The 19,991-nt window shown below is 68.0% G+C and carries 20 protein-coding genes; 7 read left to right on the forward strand and 13 right to left on the reverse strand.

Annotated elements, in window-relative coordinates; genetic code table 11:
- Positions 1 to 36: 36 nt before the first annotated feature.
- From OK17_RS20790 to OK17_RS20800, 3 genes are all read right to left on the reverse strand, one after another.
- Positions 37 to 1,719: an acyl-CoA dehydrogenase family protein gene (locus tag OK17_RS20790; protein WP_232717812.1), complete on the reverse strand. Its 1,683-nt coding sequence runs from the start codon at positions 1,717 to 1,719 to the stop codon at positions 37 to 39.
- Positions 1,719 to 2,360, reverse strand: coding sequence for a TetR/AcrR family transcriptional regulator C-terminal domain-containing protein (locus tag OK17_RS20795; protein ID WP_461418613.1), 642 nt, complete (start codon positions 2,358 to 2,360; stop codon positions 1,719 to 1,721). The genes OK17_RS20790 and OK17_RS20795 overlap by 1 nt, the downstream gene beginning before the upstream one ends.
- Positions 2,361 to 2,446: 86 nt before the next feature.
- Positions 2,447 to 3,853 (reverse strand): amino acid permease, encoded by a 1,407-nt coding sequence (locus tag OK17_RS20800; protein ID WP_461418614.1) that lies wholly within the window; start codon positions 3,851 to 3,853, stop codon positions 2,447 to 2,449.
- Between the two features lie 247 nt (positions 3,854 to 4,100).
- Between OK17_RS20800 and msrB the strand changes: the two genes are divergently transcribed.
- From msrB to OK17_RS20815, 3 genes are all read left to right on the forward strand, one after another.
- On the forward strand, positions 4,101 to 4,586 hold the full coding sequence (gene msrB / locus OK17_RS20805) for a peptide-methionine (R)-S-oxide reductase MsrB (protein WP_232717815.1): 486 nt from the start codon (positions 4,101 to 4,103) through the stop codon (positions 4,584 to 4,586).
- Entirely contained in the window at positions 4,583 to 5,131 is a 549-nt protein-coding gene (msrA, locus tag OK17_RS20810) for a peptide-methionine (S)-S-oxide reductase MsrA (protein WP_461418615.1), read from the forward strand. The genes msrB and msrA overlap by 4 nt, the downstream gene beginning before the upstream one ends.
- Before the next feature lie 150 nt (positions 5,132 to 5,281).
- Entirely contained in the window at positions 5,282 to 5,950 is a 669-nt protein-coding gene (locus OK17_RS20815) for a GAF and ANTAR domain-containing protein (RefSeq protein WP_461418616.1), read from the forward strand.
- A gap of 5 nt (positions 5,951 to 5,955) precedes the next feature.
- Here the strand turns inward: OK17_RS20815 and OK17_RS20820 are convergent, their stop codons facing one another.
- Both OK17_RS20820 and OK17_RS20825 read right to left on the reverse strand, forming a co-directional pair.
- Positions 5,956 to 6,741, reverse strand: coding sequence for a GAF domain-containing protein (locus OK17_RS20820; protein ID WP_232717818.1), 786 nt, complete (start codon positions 6,739 to 6,741; stop codon positions 5,956 to 5,958).
- Positions 6,738 to 7,556: a GAF and ANTAR domain-containing protein gene (locus OK17_RS20825; RefSeq protein WP_461418617.1), complete on the reverse strand. Its 819-nt coding sequence runs from the start codon at positions 7,554 to 7,556 to the stop codon at positions 6,738 to 6,740. The genes OK17_RS20820 and OK17_RS20825 overlap by 4 nt, the downstream gene beginning before the upstream one ends.
- A 262-nt stretch (positions 7,557 to 7,818) precedes the next feature.
- On the opposite strand from OK17_RS20825, the gene OK17_RS20830 reads away from it, so the two are divergent.
- A complete protein-coding gene (locus OK17_RS20830; protein WP_461418618.1) occupies positions 7,819 to 8,769 on the forward strand; it encodes a PfkB family carbohydrate kinase in 951 nt (316 codons plus the stop codon).
- Here OK17_RS20830 and OK17_RS20835 read toward each other — a convergent pair.
- A complete protein-coding gene (locus OK17_RS20835; protein ID WP_461418619.1) occupies positions 8,766 to 9,398 on the reverse strand; it encodes a flavin reductase family protein in 633 nt (210 codons plus the stop codon). The two genes, OK17_RS20830 and OK17_RS20835, sit on opposite strands and share 4 nt — an antisense overlap.
- Before the next feature lie 67 nt (positions 9,399 to 9,465).
- Between OK17_RS20835 and OK17_RS20840 the strand changes: the two genes are divergently transcribed.
- Complete coding sequence (locus OK17_RS20840; protein ID WP_461418620.1) at positions 9,466 to 10,209, forward strand: tyrosine-protein phosphatase; 744 nt, start codon at positions 9,466 to 9,468, stop codon at positions 10,207 to 10,209.
- Between the two features lie 301 nt (positions 10,210 to 10,510).
- Here the strand turns inward: OK17_RS20840 and OK17_RS20845 are convergent, their stop codons facing one another.
- The 7 genes from OK17_RS20845 to OK17_RS20875 form a co-directional block, all read right to left on the reverse strand.
- Positions 10,511 to 12,016 carry a UDP-N-acetylmuramoyl-L-alanyl-D-glutamate--2,6-diaminopimelate ligase gene (locus OK17_RS20845; protein WP_461418621.1) on the reverse strand — a complete coding sequence of 502 codons (1,506 nt, stop codon included), beginning with the start codon at positions 12,014 to 12,016 and terminating at the stop codon, positions 10,511 to 10,513.
- A 40-nt stretch (positions 12,017 to 12,056) separates the two neighbouring features.
- Entirely contained in the window at positions 12,057 to 13,295 is a 1,239-nt protein-coding gene (locus tag OK17_RS20850; protein ID WP_461418622.1) for an acetyl-CoA C-acetyltransferase, read from the reverse strand.
- Positions 13,292 to 14,989 (reverse strand): AMP-binding protein, encoded by a 1,698-nt coding sequence (locus OK17_RS20855; RefSeq protein ID WP_461418623.1) that lies wholly within the window; start codon positions 14,987 to 14,989, stop codon positions 13,292 to 13,294. The genes OK17_RS20850 and OK17_RS20855 overlap by 4 nt, the downstream gene beginning before the upstream one ends.
- Positions 14,986 to 15,858 (reverse strand): alpha/beta fold hydrolase, encoded by an 873-nt coding sequence (locus OK17_RS20860; protein WP_461418624.1) that lies wholly within the window; start codon positions 15,856 to 15,858, stop codon positions 14,986 to 14,988. Before OK17_RS20860 ends, OK17_RS20855 begins: the two co-directional genes overlap by 4 nt.
- Positions 15,855 to 16,589 (reverse strand): hypothetical protein, encoded by a 735-nt coding sequence (locus tag OK17_RS20865; RefSeq protein ID WP_232717827.1) that lies wholly within the window; start codon positions 16,587 to 16,589, stop codon positions 15,855 to 15,857. Before OK17_RS20865 ends, OK17_RS20860 begins: the two co-directional genes overlap by 4 nt.
- On the reverse strand, positions 16,586 to 17,779 hold the full coding sequence (locus tag OK17_RS20870) for an acyl-CoA dehydrogenase family protein (protein WP_232717828.1): 1,194 nt from the start codon (positions 17,777 to 17,779) through the stop codon (positions 16,586 to 16,588). Before OK17_RS20870 ends, OK17_RS20865 begins: the two co-directional genes overlap by 4 nt.
- Before the next feature lie 86 nt (positions 17,780 to 17,865).
- Positions 17,866 to 18,492, reverse strand: coding sequence for a TetR/AcrR family transcriptional regulator (locus OK17_RS20875; RefSeq protein ID WP_461418625.1), 627 nt, complete (start codon positions 18,490 to 18,492; stop codon positions 17,866 to 17,868).
- Positions 18,493 to 18,611: 119 nt separating this feature from the next.
- Between OK17_RS20875 and OK17_RS20880 the strand changes: the two genes are divergently transcribed.
- Both OK17_RS20880 and OK17_RS20885 read left to right on the forward strand, forming a co-directional pair.
- Complete coding sequence (locus OK17_RS20880) at positions 18,612 to 19,100, forward strand: nuclear transport factor 2 family protein (protein WP_232717830.1); 489 nt, start codon at positions 18,612 to 18,614, stop codon at positions 19,098 to 19,100.
- A gap of 53 nt (positions 19,101 to 19,153) precedes the next feature.
- Entirely contained in the window at positions 19,154 to 19,966 is an 813-nt protein-coding gene (locus OK17_RS20885) for a mycofactocin-coupled SDR family oxidoreductase (protein ID WP_461418626.1), read from the forward strand.
- The last annotated feature ends 25 nt before the right edge of the window (positions 19,967 to 19,991 follow it).

Genomic DNA, 19,991 nt, shown 5'->3' on the forward strand with positions numbered 1-19,991 from the left:
CTGTCAGTTCGGATAGTCGCCGGTCCGGCGACTTTGTCAGTGCCGCTCGAGGACCGCGGCGAGGTCGGCGCCGCCGGGGAGCGCGCCGTACTCGAAGCTGCGGTCGGGGCCCAGTCGGCTCGCGATGAACGCGTCGGCGACGGCCGACGGGCTGTGCCGCACCAGCAATGACGCCTCGAGAGCCAGGGCCATCGACTCGACGGTCGACCGAGCCCGACGCTGGGCGTCGGCCGGGGTGAGTCGCGACAGTTCGCCGAGCTGCTCCCGGAGTCGGTCGAGGTGCGCGTCGAGAGTCCGGTCGGCGCCGCGGGCGAGGGAGACCTCGGCGTCGAAGGCGGCGACCGATTCGGGTTCGCGGGTCATCGCACGCAGGACGTCGAGGGCGATGACGTTGCCGGAGCCCTCCCACACGGCCATCACCGGCTGCTCGCGGTAGCGCATGGCGAGGGGGAAGTCCTCGGTGTATCCGTTGCCGCCCAGGCACTCCAGTGCCTCGTAGGCGTGGTGCGGTCCGCGCTTGCAGATCCAGTACTTGGCGACCGCGGTCGCAAGTCGGCGGAAGGCGCGCTCCTGTGGGTCGGCATCCTCGTCGTGGGCGCGGGCCAGACGGATCGCCGTGGTGGTCGCGGCCTCGGATTCCAGTGCGAGATCGGCCAGTACGGCGGTCATTGCCGGCTGGTCGGCCAGCGTGGCTCCGAAAGCCGCACGGTGCCGGGCGTGCCACGCTGCTTCGGCGACAGCCTGGCGCATGCCCGCCGCGGAACCGAGGACGCAATCGAGGCGGGTCTGCGCGACCATCTCGATGATCGTGCGCACGCCCCGTCCGGGTTCGCCGATCATGACGGCGACGGTGCCGTCGAGTTCGATCTCGCTCGAGGCATTGGATTTGTTGCCGAGCTTGTCCTTGAGGCGCTGGATGCGGAAGACGTTGCGGGTGCCGTCGGGCAGGATGCGGGGGAGCAGGAAGCACGAAAGTCCTTCGCCTCCTGCGCCTTGCGCCTGGGCGAGAACGAGGAAGGCGTCAGACATGGGCGCGGAACAGAACCACTTGTGTCCGGTGAGAAGGTACTCGGCCCCCGGCCCACCGGTCCCCGCGGGAACGGCGACGGTGGTGTTGGCGCGGACGTCGGAGCCGCCCTGCTTCTCGGTCATCGACATCCCGAAGATCGCCGACTCCTTGGTGGCGCTCAGTTCTGGGGAATAGCTGCGCGACAACGCCTTCGGTACCCAGTTCGCGGCGACGTCGGGCTGCAGTTCGAGCGAGGGGATGACCGCATGCGTCATCGACACCGGGCAGGCGTGACCGGGCTCGATCTGCCCGAACAGCATGAACGCGGCCGCGCGGACCACATGGGATCCCGGCTGCGGGTCGGCCCAGCAACGTGTGTGGGCGCCGTGGGCGATCGACTCGGCGATGATCCGGTGATATGCCGGGTGGTACTCGACCTCGTCGATGCGGTGGCCCCAGCGGTCGAAGGTCCGCAACACCGGCGTGATGGTGTTGGCGAGATGGGCGTCGTGCTTGAAGGATTCGCTGCCGACGAGCGCCCCGATCTCCCGGAGTTCGGCATCGCCCCAGGCGCCGTCGTGGCGGGCGACGGCTTCGGTCAGCACGGTGTCGAGTTCGTACTCGTTGACGTCGACCCGCGGAGCGGACTGGTTGAACACCTCATGGGTGAGGTGCGGCTGCGGATGGATGTGCGTCGCGGACTGGGTCATCATGCCTCCTGGGGCGTGGGTACGAGTGGCCGGTCCAGAACCCGTTCCGGGATCTGCAGATTCGTGAAGATCACCGCGACCGCGTCCTCGAGCCGGTAACCGAAATCGGCTCCGGTGGCGGCCTTCTGGACCGCGAGGCCGAAGACGGCCGACCAGAACGCCTTCGCCTCTACGTCGATCCCGGCGCGCAGCCTCCAACCGGTGCGTACCAGCGTCGACATCAACGCCTGTTCGCCGCGCTCGTGGAGTGTGCGGAGGGTGTCGGTGATGTGCTCCCGCAAATCGGTGCGGCGTGACGTCAACAGCATGGCGGTGGTGAACAGTTCAACGTCCCGTGCGCAGGGGCCGAGCAAGGTGCCGACGAGGGTGTTCGTGTAGTCACGCACGGTCGTGGTCTCGGCGGCAGCCTCCTCGGCTCGACGCCCCGCCCGCAGCACCCCGGCGCAGGCGACCTCGACGAAGAGTTGTTCCTTGGAGCCGAAGTAGTAGGTGACCTGGTTGGGGTAGGCGTCGGCACGCTGACAGATCTGGGCGACCGACGCCGCGTCACCGTGCTCGGCGAACACCTCGCCGGCGGCACGCAGCAGCGCCTGGCGGGTTGCCCGGCCGGCTTCCCGGCTCGCGCGTCCGGTGGTAGCCATGGAGATCCTGCTCGCTCGACGTCAGTGTTTGTATGGCAAACAATAAACTCGCACGACCCGCGCCGACAAGGGTTCTGCGGGTTTTCTCAGACCTCGCGGTCCGCCGGCTCCCCGGCATTGCGAGTCCAGGCGAGATAGCCGATGCCGACGCCGGCGAACCACACGGCGCCGACGATGAGCGCGATCCGGCCGTCCTCGTCGAAGAACAGCAACACGAAGACGAGTGCGAGGAAGGCGAGCGCGAGCCACGTCGTGACCGGGGCGCCCGGAACGCGGTAGTCGGAGGCAGGCAGTTCGCCGCGCGCGACCTTGCGTCGGTAGGCCATCTGGCAGAGCAGGATCGTCGACCAGATCACGATGATCCCGACCGTCGACACAGCGGTGATGTAGGCGAAGGCGTGTTCGGGGTCGAGGACGTTCACAACGACGCCGAGCACCATCACTGCCGCGCTGAGAGTGATGCCGGCGGCCGGGACCTTGCGGCTCGACAGCTTGGTCAGCTGCTTGGGAGCGTCGCCCGTGTGCGCCAGCGAGCGCAGCATGCGGCCGGTGGAGTAGATACCCGAGTTACAGGACGACAGGGCGGCCGTCAGCAGGATGAAGTTCACGATGCCCGCGGCGCCGGGGATGCCGATGTAGGAGAACACCGAGACGAACGGGCTCTCGCCTTCCTGGTAGTCCTTCCAGCTGCGCACCGACAGGATCACGAACATGGCGCCGACGTAGAAGATGCCGATGCGGAACGGCACCGAGTTGATCGCCTTGCGCAGCGTGACCCGCGGGTTCTCGGCTTCGCCCGCGGTGACGCCGACGAGCTCGACGCCGACGTAGGCGAACATGACGATCTGCAGGCTCAGCAGGGCGTTGCTGAAGCCGGTGGCGAAGAACCCGCCCTCGTTCCAGAGATTGGAGACCGACGGCCCGACCTCGGGGCCGAACCCGGAGATCGGGAGCAGCACACCGATTCCGACGATGATCATGCCGAGGATGGCGGTCACCTTGATCGCCGAGAACCAGAACTCGGCTTTGCCGAACAGCCCGACGGAGATGAGGTTGGCGCCGAACAGGACCACCAGGGCGACCAGCGCGGTCACCCACACCGGGATCGCCGGCCACCAGTAGTTGATGTACTTGCCGGCGACCGTGATCTCGGCCATGCACGTGGTCGTCCAGACCGCCCAATACGTCCAACCCTGGCTGAAGCCGGCGAAGCGTCCGAGGAACTCGTCGGCGTACTCGCTGATGCCGCCCGAGATCGGACGGTAGATCAGCAGCTCGCCGAGCGCGCGCATGACGATGAAGATCGCGAGCCCGGCAAGTGCATAGGCGAGGACCAGTGCCGGGCCCGCCTTCTCGATCGCGCCGCCCGACCCGTAGAACAGGCCGGTGCCGATCGCGCCGCCGATGGCGATCATCTGGACGGTGCGCGCGGTGAGCCCGCGTTCGTATCCCTCGTCGACACCCGGTTCGGCGCTGCCGTGCTCGATCGTCACGTGGAGAACTCCTGACCGCCAGTGATTGTTGGCGGGCTTCAGGGTAGACCCGCCCGGCAGACCGGATTCGCCAGCCTGAATTGTCCGACCTGTGCAGGTGAGCCGTGGTTGTCGGCACCGCCACACGTGGTCGACCGCGGACGTTTGAGAGGCCGCGGGACCAAAACACGATCTCGCGTTGTTGTGCACGGTGACGCCGGAAAAGCTCCGCCAGATCGACGAGCCGCCGGTGTCGACAGGAGGAATCGTGAGCAACGACTACCGCAAGACCCCAGAGGCCTTGAACCGCCTCACCGACGTGCAGTTTCGAGTCACGCAGCGCGACGGCACCGAGCGCGCCTTCGACAACGAGTACTGGGACAACCATGAGCCCGGAATTTACGTCGACGTCGTCTCGGGACAGCCGCTGTTCTCGTCGACCGACAAGTACGACAGCGGCACCGGATGGCCGAGCTTCACCCGGCCCATCGACGACGCGGCGGTGACCACCACGACCGACCGCACCCTGTGGATGAAGCGGACCGAGGTGCGCTCGTCGGGCGCCGACAGCCACTTGGGCCACGTCTTCGACGATGGTCCGCGCAATGCCGGCGGACAGCGCTTCTGCATGAATTCGGCAGCACTGCGCTTCATCCCGGTGAGCGAACTCGAGAGCGAAGGGTACGGCGAGTACGCCGGCCTGTTCGGCGATACCCAAACCACAGACAGCCACATCGAAGAGGAGACCGCATGACCACCGAGACCGGTCAGATCACCGTCCGCCCCGGCACCGAGGCCGCAGTCCTCGCCGGCGGATGCTTCTGGGGAATGGAAGACCTGATCCGCAAGCAGCCGGGTGTCCTCGACACCCGCGTCGGCTACACCGGCGGACAGAACGACCATGCCACCTACCGCAACCATCCCGGACATGCCGAAGCCGTCGAGATCGTCTTCGACCCGACGCAGACCACCTACCGGGACATCCTGGCGTTCTTCTTCCAGATCCACGATCCGACGACGCGCGACCGTCAGGGCAACGACATCGGGACGAGCTATCGTTCGGCGATCTTCCCGCTGAGTCCGGAGCAGGAGGAGATCGCGCGGGACACGATCGCCGACGTGAACGCGTCGGGTCTGTGGCCGGGTGAGGCCGTCACGACCATCGAACCGGCGGGTCCGTTCTGGGAGGCGGAGGCCGAGCACCAGGACTATCTGCTCAACTTCCCGAACGGCTACACGTGCCACTTCCCGCGTGCGGGCTGGGTGCTGCCGAAGCGGGGTGCGCCGACCACACCGTGACGTACCGGGGCCGGTCGGAACCCGCCGACCGGCAGAGGTAACTTTGGACCGACAGATGACGCTCAAGGATCGGTCGTCGAGTCGATGTCGCGGAAGGGTTCCCGCTTGGCTGGTCATCAAGGCGCCGATCTGTTGGGCAGGCTAGCTCAGGTGGCTCGTGCCCTGCATTCGAAGAGTCTGCTCGGGGTAGATGCGGTGTGTGCGGAGATCGCGGGCGCGGCAACCGAAGTCATCGACGGCGTCGAGTGCGCCGGGATCACTCTCGGCAGCGGGAGCCGGTTCCGGCCGGTTGCGCCCACCGACGACGCCGCCGACCGGTTCGGCCGCCTCCAGCAGGACCTCGGGGAAGGGCCGTCCTTCGACGCGGCGCGTCACCGATGCACGGTCCGGACCTCCGACCTCCGCGCCGACTCCCGATGGCCCGCGCTGGCGGCCGCCGTTGCCGTGTCCTCTCCCCTCCGATCGGCGGTGTCCTACGAATTGTTCACCGACCGTGATCGATTGGGGGCGCTGAATGTCTACTCGACGCGAGCCGGCGGCGTAAGCGAAGAGGCCATCAACAGAGGCCATGCGTTCACTGCACATGCGGCGCTGATGCTCGACGCCGCGCGGCGCCATGAGCAGTTCCAGGTCGCCCTGTCCTCACGCGATGTGATCGGGCAGGCCAAGGGGATGATCATGGAACGTTTCGCCGTCGACGCCGACCGTGCGTTCGACCTGCTGCGGAAGCTGTCCCAGAGTTCGCAGAAATCCGTCGTCGAGGTGGCGAGACAACTGACCTCCCAGCCGGGGACCCTGGCGCCCGGCGACGCGCCGTAGTCCGGTCAGGACTCGTCGGCGGGCGGTGTCCCGAACTCCGGGAAGTCCAGTACCCCCGTCGATCCCGGGTCACGCGGATGCTCCCGCTGGGCGGCGACGATGCTGCGTGCATGGCTGGTCGGGGTGACGGCGCGTGCGCGCGCCAGTCGCGTGAGCAGGACCCGGGCCGCCGCGAGATCGACGCCCCGGATCTCGGCGATGATCCCCACGGCGGTGGCCGTCACGGTGACTCCTTCCAGAACCGAGTCGATGGACTCCTCGAGTCGGACCTGGCGGACGTCACTGCCACCGGCGACCGACAGGGCGAGTGAGGTCAGGTCGGCGAACACCTGCCCGGCCTGATTCGGTTGGTCGTACGACCACGGATCGACGGTGTGGACGACGATCGCACCGATGGGCGCACGCATCGCGACCACGGGAAACGCTCGTACACCGCGGAATCCGGCGTCGAGTGCGTGGCGGCGGTACTGCGGCCAACGGGTGTCGGTCGCGTCGGTCAGATCGGAGATTAGCGCGATGGCGCCGCTGCGGGCACTCTCGAGCGCCGGACCCGAGGCGTACAGCAGCGGGTACGACGCGTGGTCCACCGCGGAGGACTCGGCGACGATGTGCAGGGACGGGGAGTCGGGTTCCCGGCGCGGGTCGAGAAGGACCACGGCCGCGGAATGAGCCTCGAAACACAGGCGGGTCCGCTCCGCGACGTCCTGCAGGACGGTCGGGAGGTCGAACTCGTGGACCATGGTCCCGGTGACGGACGCGACGGCGGTGCTCACCCGCCAGGCTTCGGTCATCGTGCGCCCCCGTTGTTCTCGTGATCGTGCGCTCCCCGGTCCGGGTCGTCGAGATCGGCGCCCGTCAGCTTCCGCGCGATGATGTCGTCCGCGACCCGCCCGATCGGCCGCCCCGATCGAAAGGCGTACGCGCGCATCCGGTCCAAAGCCTCATCCGGTAGCACCACGAGTTGCACGGCCAGCATCCCCGAGGCCGTGTAGACCCGCGATCGGGAGAACTCCCCGGACTGGTCCGTGGCCGACATCTCCTCGGCCATCGCGTCCGCCGGCGAGCTGGAGTCGGATTCGTCCAGGTATCGCGACCAGTTGTCGGCGATGGTGCGCGCTGCGGAGTCGGCGCACGCGGTGGCCCGGGCGATCTCGGCCTCGCTCAGTGGACCGGCAGTGGTGCGATACAGCTCCAGGACACCGAGCGGGCGACCGTCGTCCTCGACGGGGAAGGCGAACACGGCGGCGACACCCGCGTCCGCCACCTCGGCCATGAAAGCCGGCCAGTGCGCACCTGCATCGGTCGCCGTCACGTCATCGACGAGCTGCGGGGTCGACAGCAGGTAGGCGTCGAGACATGGGCCCTCGCCCAGGGTGAACTGCAGGTCGTCGATCCGGTGGGCCACCGGGTCGGTCGCATAGACCAACTCACGCACTCCGAGTTCCTTCGTGAACATCGCCGCGGCCGCGCCGTCGACCCCACACCACCGGACAGCGGTCTCACACACCTCCGCGACCCCGGCGAAGACCGGGGACCCTTCCCGAGTGCCGGCGGGAGGACGGGTTCCGTCCTCATCGCGATCACCACTCACCACGACCGGCTCCATCCTGGGACGAGGGGACAGCCCTGGTGAGTACCGCTCGCGTCGGGGTGCGACGGCACCTGATGGACAGCGGTACTCCGGTCTCGTGAGCTGAACCCGGATACCAGCTGCTCGGCGCCCACACGGGGACCAGAACAGCTGTCTGCCACGCTACAACATCCCCGCCCGCACAAACGGACGGTCTCGTCGGCGCAACGAGCGCATTCGAGAACGGATGGAGGTGCCACAATCGGCACGAGCACCGGGCCGACCCGAAGGAGCCGACATGACCGATGACGACGATGCGAAGGTGCTCGTGATCGGGGCCGTGAACGTCGACCTGGTCGTCACCGCCGACCGACTTCCCGGGCCCGGGGAGACCGTCGTCGGGCCGGACGTCAGCAGTCATGGCGGCGGCAAGGGTGCCAATGCCGCGGTTGCCGCGGCCCGCGCCGGAGCCGCGGTTCGGTACTGCGGCGCGGTCGGCGACGACGAGATGGGTACGGGCGCGCTCGGCGAACTGGCGGACGAGGGCATCGACGTGACCGAGGTTGCCCAGATCGACCGCGTCTCCACCGGCGCGGCACTGATCGTGGTCGACCCGTCCGGCGAGAACCAGATCGCGGTGGGGTCCGGGGCGAACGCCCGGGTTGCGCCGGATCGCGTCCGTGCAGCTGTGGCTCGCGCGGCGGACTGGGGTGCCGGATGCGTGCTGATCAGTACCGAGATAACTCCCGACGCCGCGGTCGCAGCAGTGAAAGCTGCTGCTGAGCACGGCATCCCATGTGTCGTGAATCCGGCGCCGGTCCTCGACGAGCTCGTCGGGGTGCTCTCGGTCCCGGACATCCTCACGCCGAACTCCTCAGAACTGCGCGACCTGTACGCGCGGACCCTGCCCGACGACCCGCGCGACCCGGCCGAGGCCGAGATGGCAACGGCGCTGGCCGAACACCTCGACGTCACCGTCGTGGTCACGCTGGGCGCCGATGGCGTGTTGGTCGTCGACCGTGCCGGCGCGACGTCGGTGCCGGCGGGTGAGGTCGAGTCGGTGGTCGACACGACCGGCGCCGGCGACACCTTCAACGGCGTATTGGCCGCTTCGCTGGCGGGAGGGCTCGGCCTTGTGGCCGCCGCACGACGCGGTGCGGCCGCGGCGTCGCTGTCGGTGGCCCACGTCGGGGCGCGAACCGGTATGCCGACCGCCGAGGCCATCGAGCACGCGGCGTCGGGAACCTAGCGCGACAGGGGTTTCGGCCGCTCCATGTACCGGTGGTGTTCGTTGCTGGGCAAGAAGTAGTCACCCCGACCGCCGGCGCGCAGCAGCGGTTGGGCACGTGCCGTGTCGTAGACGAGGTCGTCACCGAGCAGTTCCGTCGAGATGTGCACCTTCACGACTTCGCCGAGCACCATCCAGGTGTCCACGGACTGTCCTGCGGCCGAACGCAGTTGGAAGGCGTCGGTGACCAGGCATTCGAAGGTCACCGGACTCTCGGCGACCCGGGCCGGGCGCACGAGTTCGGAGTCGAGGGCGGTGAGACCGGCGTGCTCGAATTCGTCAGTGTCGGCAGGGAGCGCGGCCGAGGTGGCGTTCATCTTCTCGCCGATCGAATCGGTCGCGAGGTTCCACACGAACTCACCGGTCGACTTCGCATTGGCGACAGTGTCTTTCCAGCCGACGCTCGCGAAACCGATGATCGGCGGGGAGTAGTTGAAGAGGTTGAAGAAGCTGTAGGGAGCGAGGTTTCGCGCCCCGGCATCGGACACCGTGGAGATCCAGCCGATCGGACGCGGCGCGATGATCGCGTTGAGGGGGTCGTGAGCGAGACGATGCCCCTCTGCGGGGGCGTACGAGTGGTACTGGATCATCGCTTCACCGTACGTGACCGGGGTACGGTGAATCGGACATGGACCGGGCGAGACGACGGAGGCCGGAGTGACCTTCTCCACTGCTGGTGAGCGCGATGCCGACCGGGTTCTGCGATCTCTCGCGAACATCCGTGATCTCGGGGGACTGCCCCTCGTCTCCGGCGGAACGACCTCTCCCGGGGTGCTGATCCGCAGCGACGCGCCCTATCCGGACGACGACGATCCGGTCGGTGTGCCGTGGCCGCCGTCGACCGTGGTCGACCTGCGTGATCCGTCCGAGTCGGGTGCGGTACGGGTGACGTGGCCGGCCGAGGTCCGCTTGGTTCACCGCCAGGTGTCGTCGGGAGCACGCGTGGACCGTCTCGCCGACACCGCGCTGACCGACATCTACACGGCGATGATGCAGACCGGCGGGGATCGGCTGACGGCGGCCCTCAACGCCTTTGACCCGGCCGGCCCGACCCTCGTGCACTGCGCGGCCGGTAAGGATCGGACCGGCGTGATCGTCGCGATCGCCGAACTCCTCGCCGGCGTCGACGAGGCGGCGATCATCGCCGACTATCAGCAGACCGAGCAGAACATCGCCGGGGTCCTGGCGCGTCTGCAACACCGCGACCGCGTTCCGAGGGGCACGTCGATCGATGCGCCGATCCTGCGCACGCCGCGGGAGGCGATCGATCTGGTCATCGACGCCGTCACCGGCCACCGGGGTGGCCCGTGGGGCTGGTTCGAGGCGAACGGCGGTGAAGTCGGCCATTTCGAGGGCTGGGTGGCACGATTCGCGCCCGGCGCCGCACGCGGTTCGCGCTGAGAAACGCCCCGGAAAACGAACCCTGCCGACGCCGCCGTGCAGGAATTTCGCCGGCAAGGTGCCGACGGGGCGCCTTCGGAGGGCGGATCTCAGGGGCGGTTTTCGGCGGACCACTGGCACGGCCCCGTGGAGTGATACGGCTCCGCGGTCGGCCCGTCGGGCGTCAAGGGGTGGGCGCCCGACGGGCCTGGCGGAGAAACGTCGGGGTGGTGCATTCCTCCGCGACGCGTATGCCCGACGGTATGCCGCGTCAAACACGGGAGTGCCACGAATCCGGCCTGCTGGGTGCCCGCAGGCCGCATCAGGGCTGCGTGTCAAGTGATTCCACGATGGCCCGTCGCAGTTCGGCCTGGTCGTCGAAGAAGAACGTCTGCGGACCGTACCGCCGGAAGGTGTCGCTCCCGCGCCCGGTCACGACCACGATGTCGTCGGGACGTGCCATGGACACCGCCCGGGTGAGCGCGGCTCCCCGATCCGGTTCTTCGACGACCACTGCGGAGTCCCCGTGGCGCGCTCCCCGTAGGACCTCGGCTCTGATCGCGTCCGGGTCCTCGTCCTCCGGACTCTCATCGGTGACGATGACGACGTCTGCGTACTGTGCTGCCACCTGGCCCAACGGTCGGCGCTTGCCGGGATCCCGCCCGCCGGTCGCGCCGACCACCAGGATCAATCGTCCGCACGCGAGCGACCTCAGGTAGGGAAGCAGTGCGTGCTGACCTGCGGTGTTGTGCATGTAGTCGACGATCGCCACGAACGACTGGCCGGCACGGACGGGTTCACAACGTCCCGCGACGCTGGTCACCGACGAGATCCCTTCGGCGGCGGCCGCGACGTCGACCCCGTCGGCCACCACGCTGGTGAGGGCGAGGAGCGCGTTGGCGACCTGGTGGGGACCCAGGGTCTGTAGGCGGATGTCGCCGGTGCCGTACGGCGTGTGAGCGGTGAATCGGGTTCCTGTGTCGGCACAACGGATGTCGGTCGCATACACATCGGCAGTCGCGTCCAGGGCCGAGCATGTCCATGTCTCGGGAGCGGTGCCGGCTGCGAGGCGTGCACCCCAGTCGTCGTCGATGCTGATCGCAGCGATCTGCGTCCGCTCGACGGTGAACATGTCCGCCTTCGTCGCGAAGTAGGTCTCCATCGAGCCGTGATAGTCGAGGTGGTCGTCGCTCAAGTTGGCGAAGGCCATGACACGGAAGGCGGTGCCGTCGACGCGGTGCTGGTCGACGGCGTGGGAGGAGACCTCCATCGCACACCCGGTGACACCGTGTCGCCGGAATGTCGCCAGCGTTCGCTGCAGCATGGGTGCCTCGGGGGTGGTGCGTGTGGGTACCAGGTCGTAGCCAGGGCCCCGGATGCGTGCGCCGGAGATGAGTCCGGCCGATTCGCCCGCCGCGGTGAGGGCGGCGTCGATGAAGTGGGTCGTGCTGGTCTTGCCGTTGGTGCCGGTGACACCGAAGACGCGGAGATCGCGGGAGGGTTCGTCGTGGAACCAGGACGCCAACGGGCCCACCACTTTTCGCGGCTCGTCGACGATCAGGGTGGGGAGTGCCGACGACGGTCGGTCGCTGATCGCCAGGACCGCGCCGGCGGCTGCCACCTCGTCTTCGAAATCGAGCCCGTGCCAGCGACTCCCCGGAATCGCCAGGTACGCATCACCCGGGCGGACGGTGCGCGAGTCATCGACGAGGTCGCGAACCATCCGGTGGCCGACACGGGGGTCACCGACGATCGGCGTTCCGAGGTACTCGGAGAGGCGATCGACGGTCATGCCCGATTCCGGGCTCACCCGAATCGGGAGCGTCATCCACCGGTGGTACCCGCCTTCGGGGTCGCGAAACCTGAGGTCACACCCGCTCGAAAATCGCGGTGAGTCCTTGCCCGCCGCCGATGCACATGGTCTCGAGGCCGAAACGCGCCTCACGACGTTCGAGTTCACGAAGCAGCGTCGTCAGAATCCGGACGCCCGTCGCACCGACCGGGTGGCCGAGCGAGATGCCCGATCCGTTGACGTTGGTGCGGTCGAAATCGGCGTCGGTGAACTTCCACTCCCGGGTGACCGCGAGCGCCTGGGCGGCGAAGGCCTCGTTCAACTCGATGAGGTCGATGTCGGCGAGTTCGAGGCCCGCGCGCGACAACGCCTTCGCGGTGGACGGGACGGGGCCGATGCCCATCACCTCGGGCCCGACACCGGCGACCGCCCAGGTGACCAGACGGGCGAGCGGTTTGAGGCCGAGACGCTCGGCGTTCGCGCGGGTGGTCACCAGTGTGGCTGCGGCGCCGTCGTTCTGGCCGCTGGCGTTACCCGCGGTGACGGTGGCCCCGGGATCGGACCTGCCCATGATCGGCCGCAGCCGGGCCAGTGACTCCAGGGTGGTGTCGGCACGGGGGTGTTCGTCGCGGTCGACGACCTTGTCGTCGCCCTTGCGCTGCGGAACCGCCACCGGGACGATCTCTTCCGCGAACTTGCCGCTGTCGATGGCGGCGACGGCGCGTCGATGCGATTCGACGGCGAGTTCGTCCTGTTCCTGACGCGGGATCGAGTACTCGCGGCGGAGGTTCTCCGCGGTCTCGAGCATGCCGCCGGGAACCGGATGGTTCTTGCCGCCGGAGGTGACGCGGCCACGGGCCAGTCGATCGTGCAGAGCTGCGGGCGCGCCTTTGGCACCCCACCGCATCGATTCGGTGTAATACTCTGCGCGACTCATCGATTCGACGCCCCCGGCGATGACCAGGTCGGCGACCCCGGTCTGGACGCGCATCGCGGCGTCGAGAACCGCCTGCAGGCCGGACCCGCAGCGCCGGTCGAGCTGCGAACCCGGCACGGTGATGGGGAGGCCCGCATCGAGTGCGGCGACACGCCCGATCGCCGGCGCCTCGCCGTTCGGGTAGCACTGCCCGAAGATGACATCGTCGATGCTCGCCGGATCGATCCCGGTGCGACGCAACAGTTCGGAGAGGACGGTGGCGGCCAGTTCGGTGGCCGGTACGTCGACGAACGAGCCGCCGTAGCGTCCCACCGGCGTGCGGAGCGGCTCGCAGATGACGACGTCGTCGGCTGCGGGGGGTGGCGTGCTGACGGTCATGCGGGTGTTCCTTTGCGGTAGTCCACTTCCTGGCCGGACCATCTCTGCGCCCACTCGCGCAGTTCGACGGCCCGGATCTTGGTCCCGTTGCCGCCCACGGTGGTCGGCATCTGCTCGATGACATGGACGGCCGCGGGCACCTTGAAGGCGGCCAGGCGATCACGGCACCAGGTCTTCAACGACGGGGCGTCGAGGTCTGCGCCGGCGTCGACCGGCACGACGAACGCCACGGCCTCGGTGTAACCACCCGAACCGGTGAGCCCGACGACCTTCGCGGTCTGCACGTGCTCGTGTTCGGCGAGACGGTGCTCGATCTCGGCCGGGTCGACGAGGAAACCGCGCAGCCGCAGCACATCCCCCATGCGGCATACGTAACGGAACCCGCCGGTGTCGAGCGCGCGTGCGAGATCGCCGCTGCGGAACCAGCCGTCCGCGGTGAACGCACGCGCGGCGGCATCCGGGTTGCCGAGGTAGGCGTCGACGACGTTGGGGCCGCGGAACTGCAGTTCACCTTCCTCGCCGATGCCCAGTACACGATCGTCGAGTGGGTCGACAACGCGTACCTCGATGGCGGACTCGACCGGACGGCCACCGCCTTTCCACCGCACCGACTCGGGGTCGTCGGACGACCAGAGCAGCGCCAGGGCGAAGACCTCCGACGAGCCGAAGACGCCGGTCGTCTGCGCCCCGGCCTCGTCGCGTGCCCACCGTGCGATGTCGTGGGACCTGCCGAGAAAGTCGGCGATGCCGAGCCAGCGCAACGAGGTCAGATCGGTTAGCCGGCCGTCGTGCCAGGTGTCGTAGAGGCGCCCGAAGAGGTCGTCACCGCCGACGATGTGGGTGACGCGCAACGATTCGACCCGGGCGAGGGTCGCCGCGGCGTCGAAGACGGGCTCCATCAGGATGGCTGCACCACCCGCGAGACCGGCCATAGCCGTGCTGAATCCGAAGACACCGGATACCGGCAGAACGCCCAGGATCACGTCGCCCTCGCGGACGCCCATGAGCACCGAGTCGGCATGCGCGTGCCGGACCACGGCCGAATCCCGGTGCGCGGCGAGCTTGGGCGTCCCGGTGGAACCGGAGGTCGTGAACGCGACCGCGAGTTCGCCGGAAGGCGCGGCTCGTTCGCCTGCCGGGGTCCATGCCGCCGTCGACGGAGTCGCGGGTGCGGAGACTCCCGAGGTGTCGCCGCTGCCGGCGATCCAGGCCCCGGCACCGAGATCGAAATCGGAAGCCGTCGCGTCGGGGTTCGACGGGCCGGGGACCACCGCGACCGCCGGGAGAGGATCGGCCGCGGAACTCGCCTCGCGCAGGGTGCCGACGATGTCGAGTCCGTGGAACCGTGCGGGGACGGCCACCACCGCGGGTCGTGCCGATGTCAGGATGTGCGCGACCTCGCCGACGTTGTAGCGGGTGTTGACCCCGATGACGTGCGCGCCGAGCGCGGATGCGGCGAACTGCCAGACCAACGCGTCGGACCAGTTGGGCAGGTACACCGCCAGACACTGGCCGCGGCGGATGCCGATGCGGGACAGTTCTTCTCGCAACTGATCGACACGACGGCCGAGTTCGGAGCGGGTGAGGGTGATGACCTCGCCGTCGGCGACGTCCATCGCGACCGGGGTGTCGGGGGACTGGTGAACGAGATCGGCGAGCATTCCGGCGAGCGTGGGATGGGTTGTGAGGGTCATGACACCGCCTCCGGGGTGCGGCTCCCGGCTGGGAGGGATCGCAGCCAGGCGTCGGCGAGTGTTCCGAAGTCGGGGAGCTCTTCCATCGGGTAGTGGCCGTAGCCCGCCAGCTCGGTGAATTGTGCACGTGGGCCGTCGAGTTCGTTGATCTCGGCGGCGGCGTGACGGACGGCGTCGACGCTGATCCACGGGTCGTCGGCCCCGCAGATCAGATGTAGCCCGCAGGTGAGATCGGAGAGCCGTTCGCGGACATCATGACTGCCCCAGCCGATGAGGTCCGACGACGAGATCTCCGGGTCCTCACGTTTGTGCATGAGACCGATCAGATGTGCCTGCGCGGCGGGTACTGCCCGCCCGACGGAGGCGAGACTGCCGAGGTAGGTGCGCTCCGCTCGGGCCGGTCCGGCCACATCCTCGAGTTCACGTCGCAGGCCGGCGATCTTGACGCGGCCCGGCCCGGTCTCGGCCGCCATCGCGACTGCTCCGGCGAGCGGATACTCCGGCCGCGTCGCCAGCTCCAGCGTGAGCTTGCCGCCGATGGAACAGCCGATGACATAGGGCCGTTCGACGTCCAGCTGCCGCAGGACGGTGGTCAACCAGTCCGCGTAGTCGACAAGGCTGGTGACCGGGCCCGTCGGGCAGGGTTCGGAACGGCCGTGACCCGGCAGGTCCGGCACGACGACGCGATATCCGCGGTCGGCGATGTCCTGTGCGGCACGACGCCATTGGACGCCGCTCTGCCCCGCGGTGTGGATGCACAGCACGGTCGGGATGTCGGCGCTGAGCTCACCGGAGGTAGTGGGATCGGCGGTGACGATCTCGACGAATGCCAGAGCGCCCTGGATCTGGAGGTAGCGTGCCTCGATCATGAGTCCACCTCCTGGGCCAGTGCCCGCGCGTTCTGGATGATCGCGTGCAGCGGCTTGGTCAATCGCAGGTACTCGTAACCGTTACCGGCTGAGGAGAATTCACCGCGAAGGGCGCGCCGCATGAAGTCGTCGGAGTCGGACTGCGTGAGATCCACCCAGGTCGCGGGAGAGGCCTCGAAGGTGAAGGTGGCGCCCAGGGGGGAACGGCGCGTGACGTCGATGATCTGCCCCTTGTAGATACGCAGGTGCACTTCGCGGGTGCCGCACCGTAGTCCGACGGTGCCGTCCCAGGTGGAGACCGCCGAGGTGAACACGGTGTCCTGGTGCAGGCGGGCGCGCAGTAGCTCACCCCACTCGGCCGAGCAGAAGTCGAGTTCGGGCACCGGCTGGGGGCTGACGTCGGTACGCCATGTCTCGGTGCCGGATTCGCGTACCCGGCCGGCGTCGTCGATCAGGCGGACCTCGCGGTCGATGCCATCGGCGCCGACCCTGGTGACCAGGGTGGTCGCATGGACGTGGTCGGTTGCGACGACGGGGGTGGTCGCCGACCAGGAGATGGCGACACGTTCCGCGCATTGGACCGGCTCGGTGAGCCACTCGGCGAGAACCATCCCGAAAGACTGTGAACGTGAGGGAATGTGGAGCCCGTGGCGGTCGAGGACGTCGGCGGCGAGGTGGGCGCGGGTGGAGGTCCGGACTCCGACGCGGAGCGAGGCGATGGCGGTGGTCATGATCCGGCCCTGCCCAGCAGTTCATCGGAGATGATCCGCATCTGGATCTCGCTGGTGCCCTCGAAGATCTTGGTGAGACGTGCGTCGCGCCAATGCCGTTCGACCTGGAAGTCGGTGGTGTAGCCGGCGCCGCCGTGGATCTGGACGGCTTCACTCGTCACCCGCTCGGCCATCTCGGTGGCGACGAGCTTGCACATCGACGCCTCGAGCGAGCACCGCCGGCCGGTGTCGATGTCGGTGGCGACCGAGTACATCAACTGCCGCGCCGCCTCGATGTCGGCGGCCATCTTGGCGATCTTGAAACGCAGGTGCTGGAAGTCCGCGAGTTCGTGCCCGAACTGCTTACGGGTGTGCATGTAGGCGATGGAATCCTCGAGCGCGGCGCGGGCCAGGCCGATCGCACGGGCGGCGGTGTGGGCGCGCCCGACCTCCAGGCCGCTGACCGCGAGGTAGAAGCCCTTGCCCTCCTCGCCGAGCATGCGGTCGGCCGGGATGCGGAAGTCGTCGAAAGACAATTCCCAGGTGTTCCAGCCGAAGTAGCCGATCTTGCGGACCTTGGTGCCGGAGACGCCCTCGGGGAACTCGCCGCGTTCCTTCTCGACGAGGAAGGCGCTGATACCGCGGTGGGGTTTGGCCGGGTCTTTGTTCGGATCGGTGCGTGCGAACAGGACGAGGTAGTCGGCCTCGTCGGCATAGGTGCACCACATCTTGGTGCCGTTGACGACCCACTCGTCGCCGTCACGGGTGGCCCGGCAGGAGATGTTGGCGACGTCGGAGCCGGCCTCGGCCTCGGAGAGCGCATAGGCGCCGAGGTACTCGCCGCGCGCCACGCGGGGCAGCAGGGCGGCTTCCTGCTCGGGGGTGAAGCCGCCGCCCATGCCGTTGCCGCGCGCCAGCAGTCCGGACACGCTCATCCACGCCCGCGAGAGTTCCTCGGCGACAAGGCAGTACTCGAAGACGCCGAGCCCGAGACCCCCGTACTCCTCGGGGATCATGATGCCGAAGAACCCGACCTCGGCCATCGCCTTCTTGAGGGTGTCGGGAATGGTGCCCTGGACGGGGTCGAGCTCGTTGGCAACCGGCAGGACCTGCTTCATCGCGAAATCGCGGGCGAGGTCGCGGATGGCGAGGCGCTCCTCGGTCAGGTAGCGCGGGCTGTCGGTCCGGGGCTGTGACGGCCGATGGGTCATGGCCTTCTCCTAATGAATGCGGGCCGAAGTGATCGGAGAGGTGTCGTGATCACTCATTAACGGTCGTTCACCATTAGAGCATCGGGTCATACCGAGGTCAATGGGTGAGCGAGGTCGGGACGGTATCCGACGAGGTTGAGTGCGTACTGGCCGTAGTCCTCGGCGACCTCGGCTGCGGTCCGTGGGCCGTCCGGGCGGAACCACACCGGGATCCCGGCGCACATCAGGAGAACCGCGGTGACCGCCTGATGGACCCGATCGATGTGGAAAAGTCCCTGTTCAACCGCTTTTTCGGCGATGTCGATGAACTGTTGTTCCTGCGCATCGCGCGAGCCGACCACGCGTTTGCGGTCGATCTCGCCCAGGTAGCGCAGCTCGGTGTTCGCGACCAGGCACTCGCGCGGCCGCTGGGCGGTGTACAGCGCATGGGCGACGACGGCGGCTCGCCACTGCTGGACGGGGTCCTTCCCGGCCCGACGGATCGCGTTGCGGGTCGCGGTGAACTGTTCGTCGCTCGCGGTCCGCAGGATCTCCACCAGCAGATCGGACTTGTTCTCGAAGTGGTTGTAGACGTTCGCGGCGCTGCAACCTGCACGATTGCCGATGGTTCGCATGGTCGCACCGTGGAAGCCCGCCGTGAAGAACTCGTCGAGCGCGGCGTCGAGGATGCGGTCGCGGGACGCTGCGGTCGCCGAAGGCGATCGGGTGTTCATGTGCTCAGACTAGGTCGAAGTGTGGTCACCAGCAATGATGGTGATTGGTTGCTCTGTTGACCTGCGAATTCCGCGGCTTTATGGTGTGGTGCACGTGAACGAATGTTAATGGAGGCATCATGACGACCGACTCCGGCCTGGCGGCGCGGCTGACCCGTCTGGAAGACATCGACGCCATTCGGACGCTCGACGCCCGGTACTGCCGTCATCTCGACGACGGGAACTGGGACGAGCTGATGGCACTCTTCACCGACGACGGCGAGTTCGACGGTTTGTCGAACCCCAAGGGCAAAGCCGAGATGAAGGCATTCTTCGCCGGTCTCGCCGATGGCGGACTCACGTCGTTCTGGCATTTCATCACCAATCTCGAGATCGACGTCGACGGCGACGAGGCCACGGCACGGTCGTTCCTCTGGCAACCGTGCGTCCTCGACGGTGTCGCGTCGATCGCCGCCGGTCGCTACACCGACGAGCTGGTCAAACAGGACGGGCAGTGGTTGTACCGGGTGAAGAAAGTGCGCTTCCACTTCTTCGGCCCACTCGCCGATGGGTGGGACGAGAACCTTTTCTCTCTCGAGTCGGCCCGGAGGGCCGCCGTCAATCCGTAGAGTCGCGCCGAGGGGTCCGATCGGGTCCCGGCATCCGGCGAACAGGGGGCGGCATGGGACGGCTGGCGGACAAGGTCGCGTTCATCACGGGCGTTGCGCGGGGCCAAGGAAGGGCACATTCGGTACGACTGGCCGCCGAGGGAGCACACATCATCGGCGTCGACCTCGCCGGACCCTTACCGGGCGTGCCGTACGAACCCGCCACCGAGGACGATCTTGCCGAAACCCAGCGACTTGTCGAGGATCTGGGCGCCAAGGCGATCCTGACCCGTTGTGACACCCGCGATCTCGACGGACTCCGCGCGGCAGTCGGCGACGGGGTCGAGGCGCTCGGGGGGCTCGACGTCGTGGTCGCCAATGCCGGCATCTGCATCCCGGAGACCTGGGACGAGGTGACCCCGCAGAGTTTCGCCGACACCATGAACATCAACGTGACCGGGGTCTGGAACACCGTCACCGCCTCGGCGCCTCATCTGATCGAGCGCGGTGGCGGATCGGTGATCCTCACCAGCTCGCTCGCCGGAAAGAAGTTGCAGCCGTTCATGGTCCACTACACGACCAGCAAGCACGCTCTGGTCGGGATGTCGCGTGCATTCGCGGCGGAGTTGGGACAACACGACATTCGCGTCAACACCGTCCATCCGGGTGCGGTGATCACGCCGATGGGTTCGGGCCGGATGGTCGAACGCATCGAGGAGACCAACAAGGCCAATCCGCGGCTGGCAGGAATGGGTATGACCTTCCTCAACCAGTTCGCCGCCGAGGCCGACGAGGTCGCGAACGTGGTGGCCTTCCTGGCGTCGGACGAGTCGAAATTCATCACCGCCGAGGAGATCTCGATCGACGGCGGTGCCCAGCACTTCTGACCGGTGCCGCACTCCTGGCCGGTGC

The sequence above is a fragment of the Gordonia sp. GN26 genome (genome assembly GCF_054823965.1).

Coding starts and splice junctions, on each gene's coding strand:
- OK17_RS20845 (WP_461418621.1), bottom strand. CDS start 12,016: ATGACGCTCCCGATTCGGGTGAGCCCGGAATCGGGCATGACCGTCGAT.
- OK17_RS20880 (WP_232717830.1), top strand. CDS start 18,612: ATGACGACCGACTCCGGCCTGGCGGCGCGGCTGACCCGTCTGGAAGAC.
- OK17_RS20820 (WP_232717818.1), bottom strand. CDS start 6,741: ATGACCGAAGCCTGGCGGGTGAGCACCGCCGTCGCGTCCGTCACCGGG.
- OK17_RS20865 (WP_232717827.1), bottom strand. CDS start 16,589: ATGACCACCGCCATCGCCTCGCTCCGCGTCGGAGTCCGGACCTCCACC.
- OK17_RS20885 (WP_461418626.1), top strand. CDS start 19,154: ATGGGACGGCTGGCGGACAAGGTCGCGTTCATCACGGGCGTTGCGCGG.
- msrA (WP_461418615.1), top strand. CDS start 4,583: ATGACCACCGAGACCGGTCAGATCACCGTCCGCCCCGGCACCGAGGCC.
- OK17_RS20790 (WP_232717812.1), bottom strand. CDS start 1,719: ATGACCCAGTCCGCGACGCACATCCATCCGCAGCCGCACCTCACCCAT.
- OK17_RS20835 (WP_461418619.1), bottom strand. CDS start 9,398: ATGATCCAGTACCACTCGTACGCCCCCGCAGAGGGGCATCGTCTCGCT.
- OK17_RS20830 (WP_461418618.1), top strand. CDS start 7,819: ATGACCGATGACGACGATGCGAAGGTGCTCGTGATCGGGGCCGTGAAC.
- OK17_RS20795 (WP_461418613.1), bottom strand. CDS start 2,360: ATGGCTACCACCGGACGCGCGAGCCGGGAAGCCGGCCGGGCAACCCGC.
- OK17_RS20875 (WP_461418625.1), bottom strand. CDS start 18,492: ATGAACACCCGATCGCCTTCGGCGACCGCAGCGTCCCGCGACCGCATC.
- OK17_RS20860 (WP_461418624.1), bottom strand. CDS start 15,858: ATGATCGAGGCACGCTACCTCCAGATCCAGGGCGCTCTGGCATTCGTC.
- OK17_RS20870 (WP_232717828.1), bottom strand. CDS start 17,779: ATGACCCATCGGCCGTCACAGCCCCGGACCGACAGCCCGCGCTACCTG.
- OK17_RS20850 (WP_461418622.1), bottom strand. CDS start 13,295: ATGACCGTCAGCACGCCACCCCCCGCAGCCGACGACGTCGTCATCTGC.
- OK17_RS20825 (WP_461418617.1), bottom strand. CDS start 7,556: ATGGAGCCGGTCGTGGTGAGTGGTGATCGCGATGAGGACGGAACCCGT.
- OK17_RS20855 (WP_461418623.1), bottom strand. CDS start 14,989: ATGACCCTCACAACCCATCCCACGCTCGCCGGAATGCTCGCCGATCTC.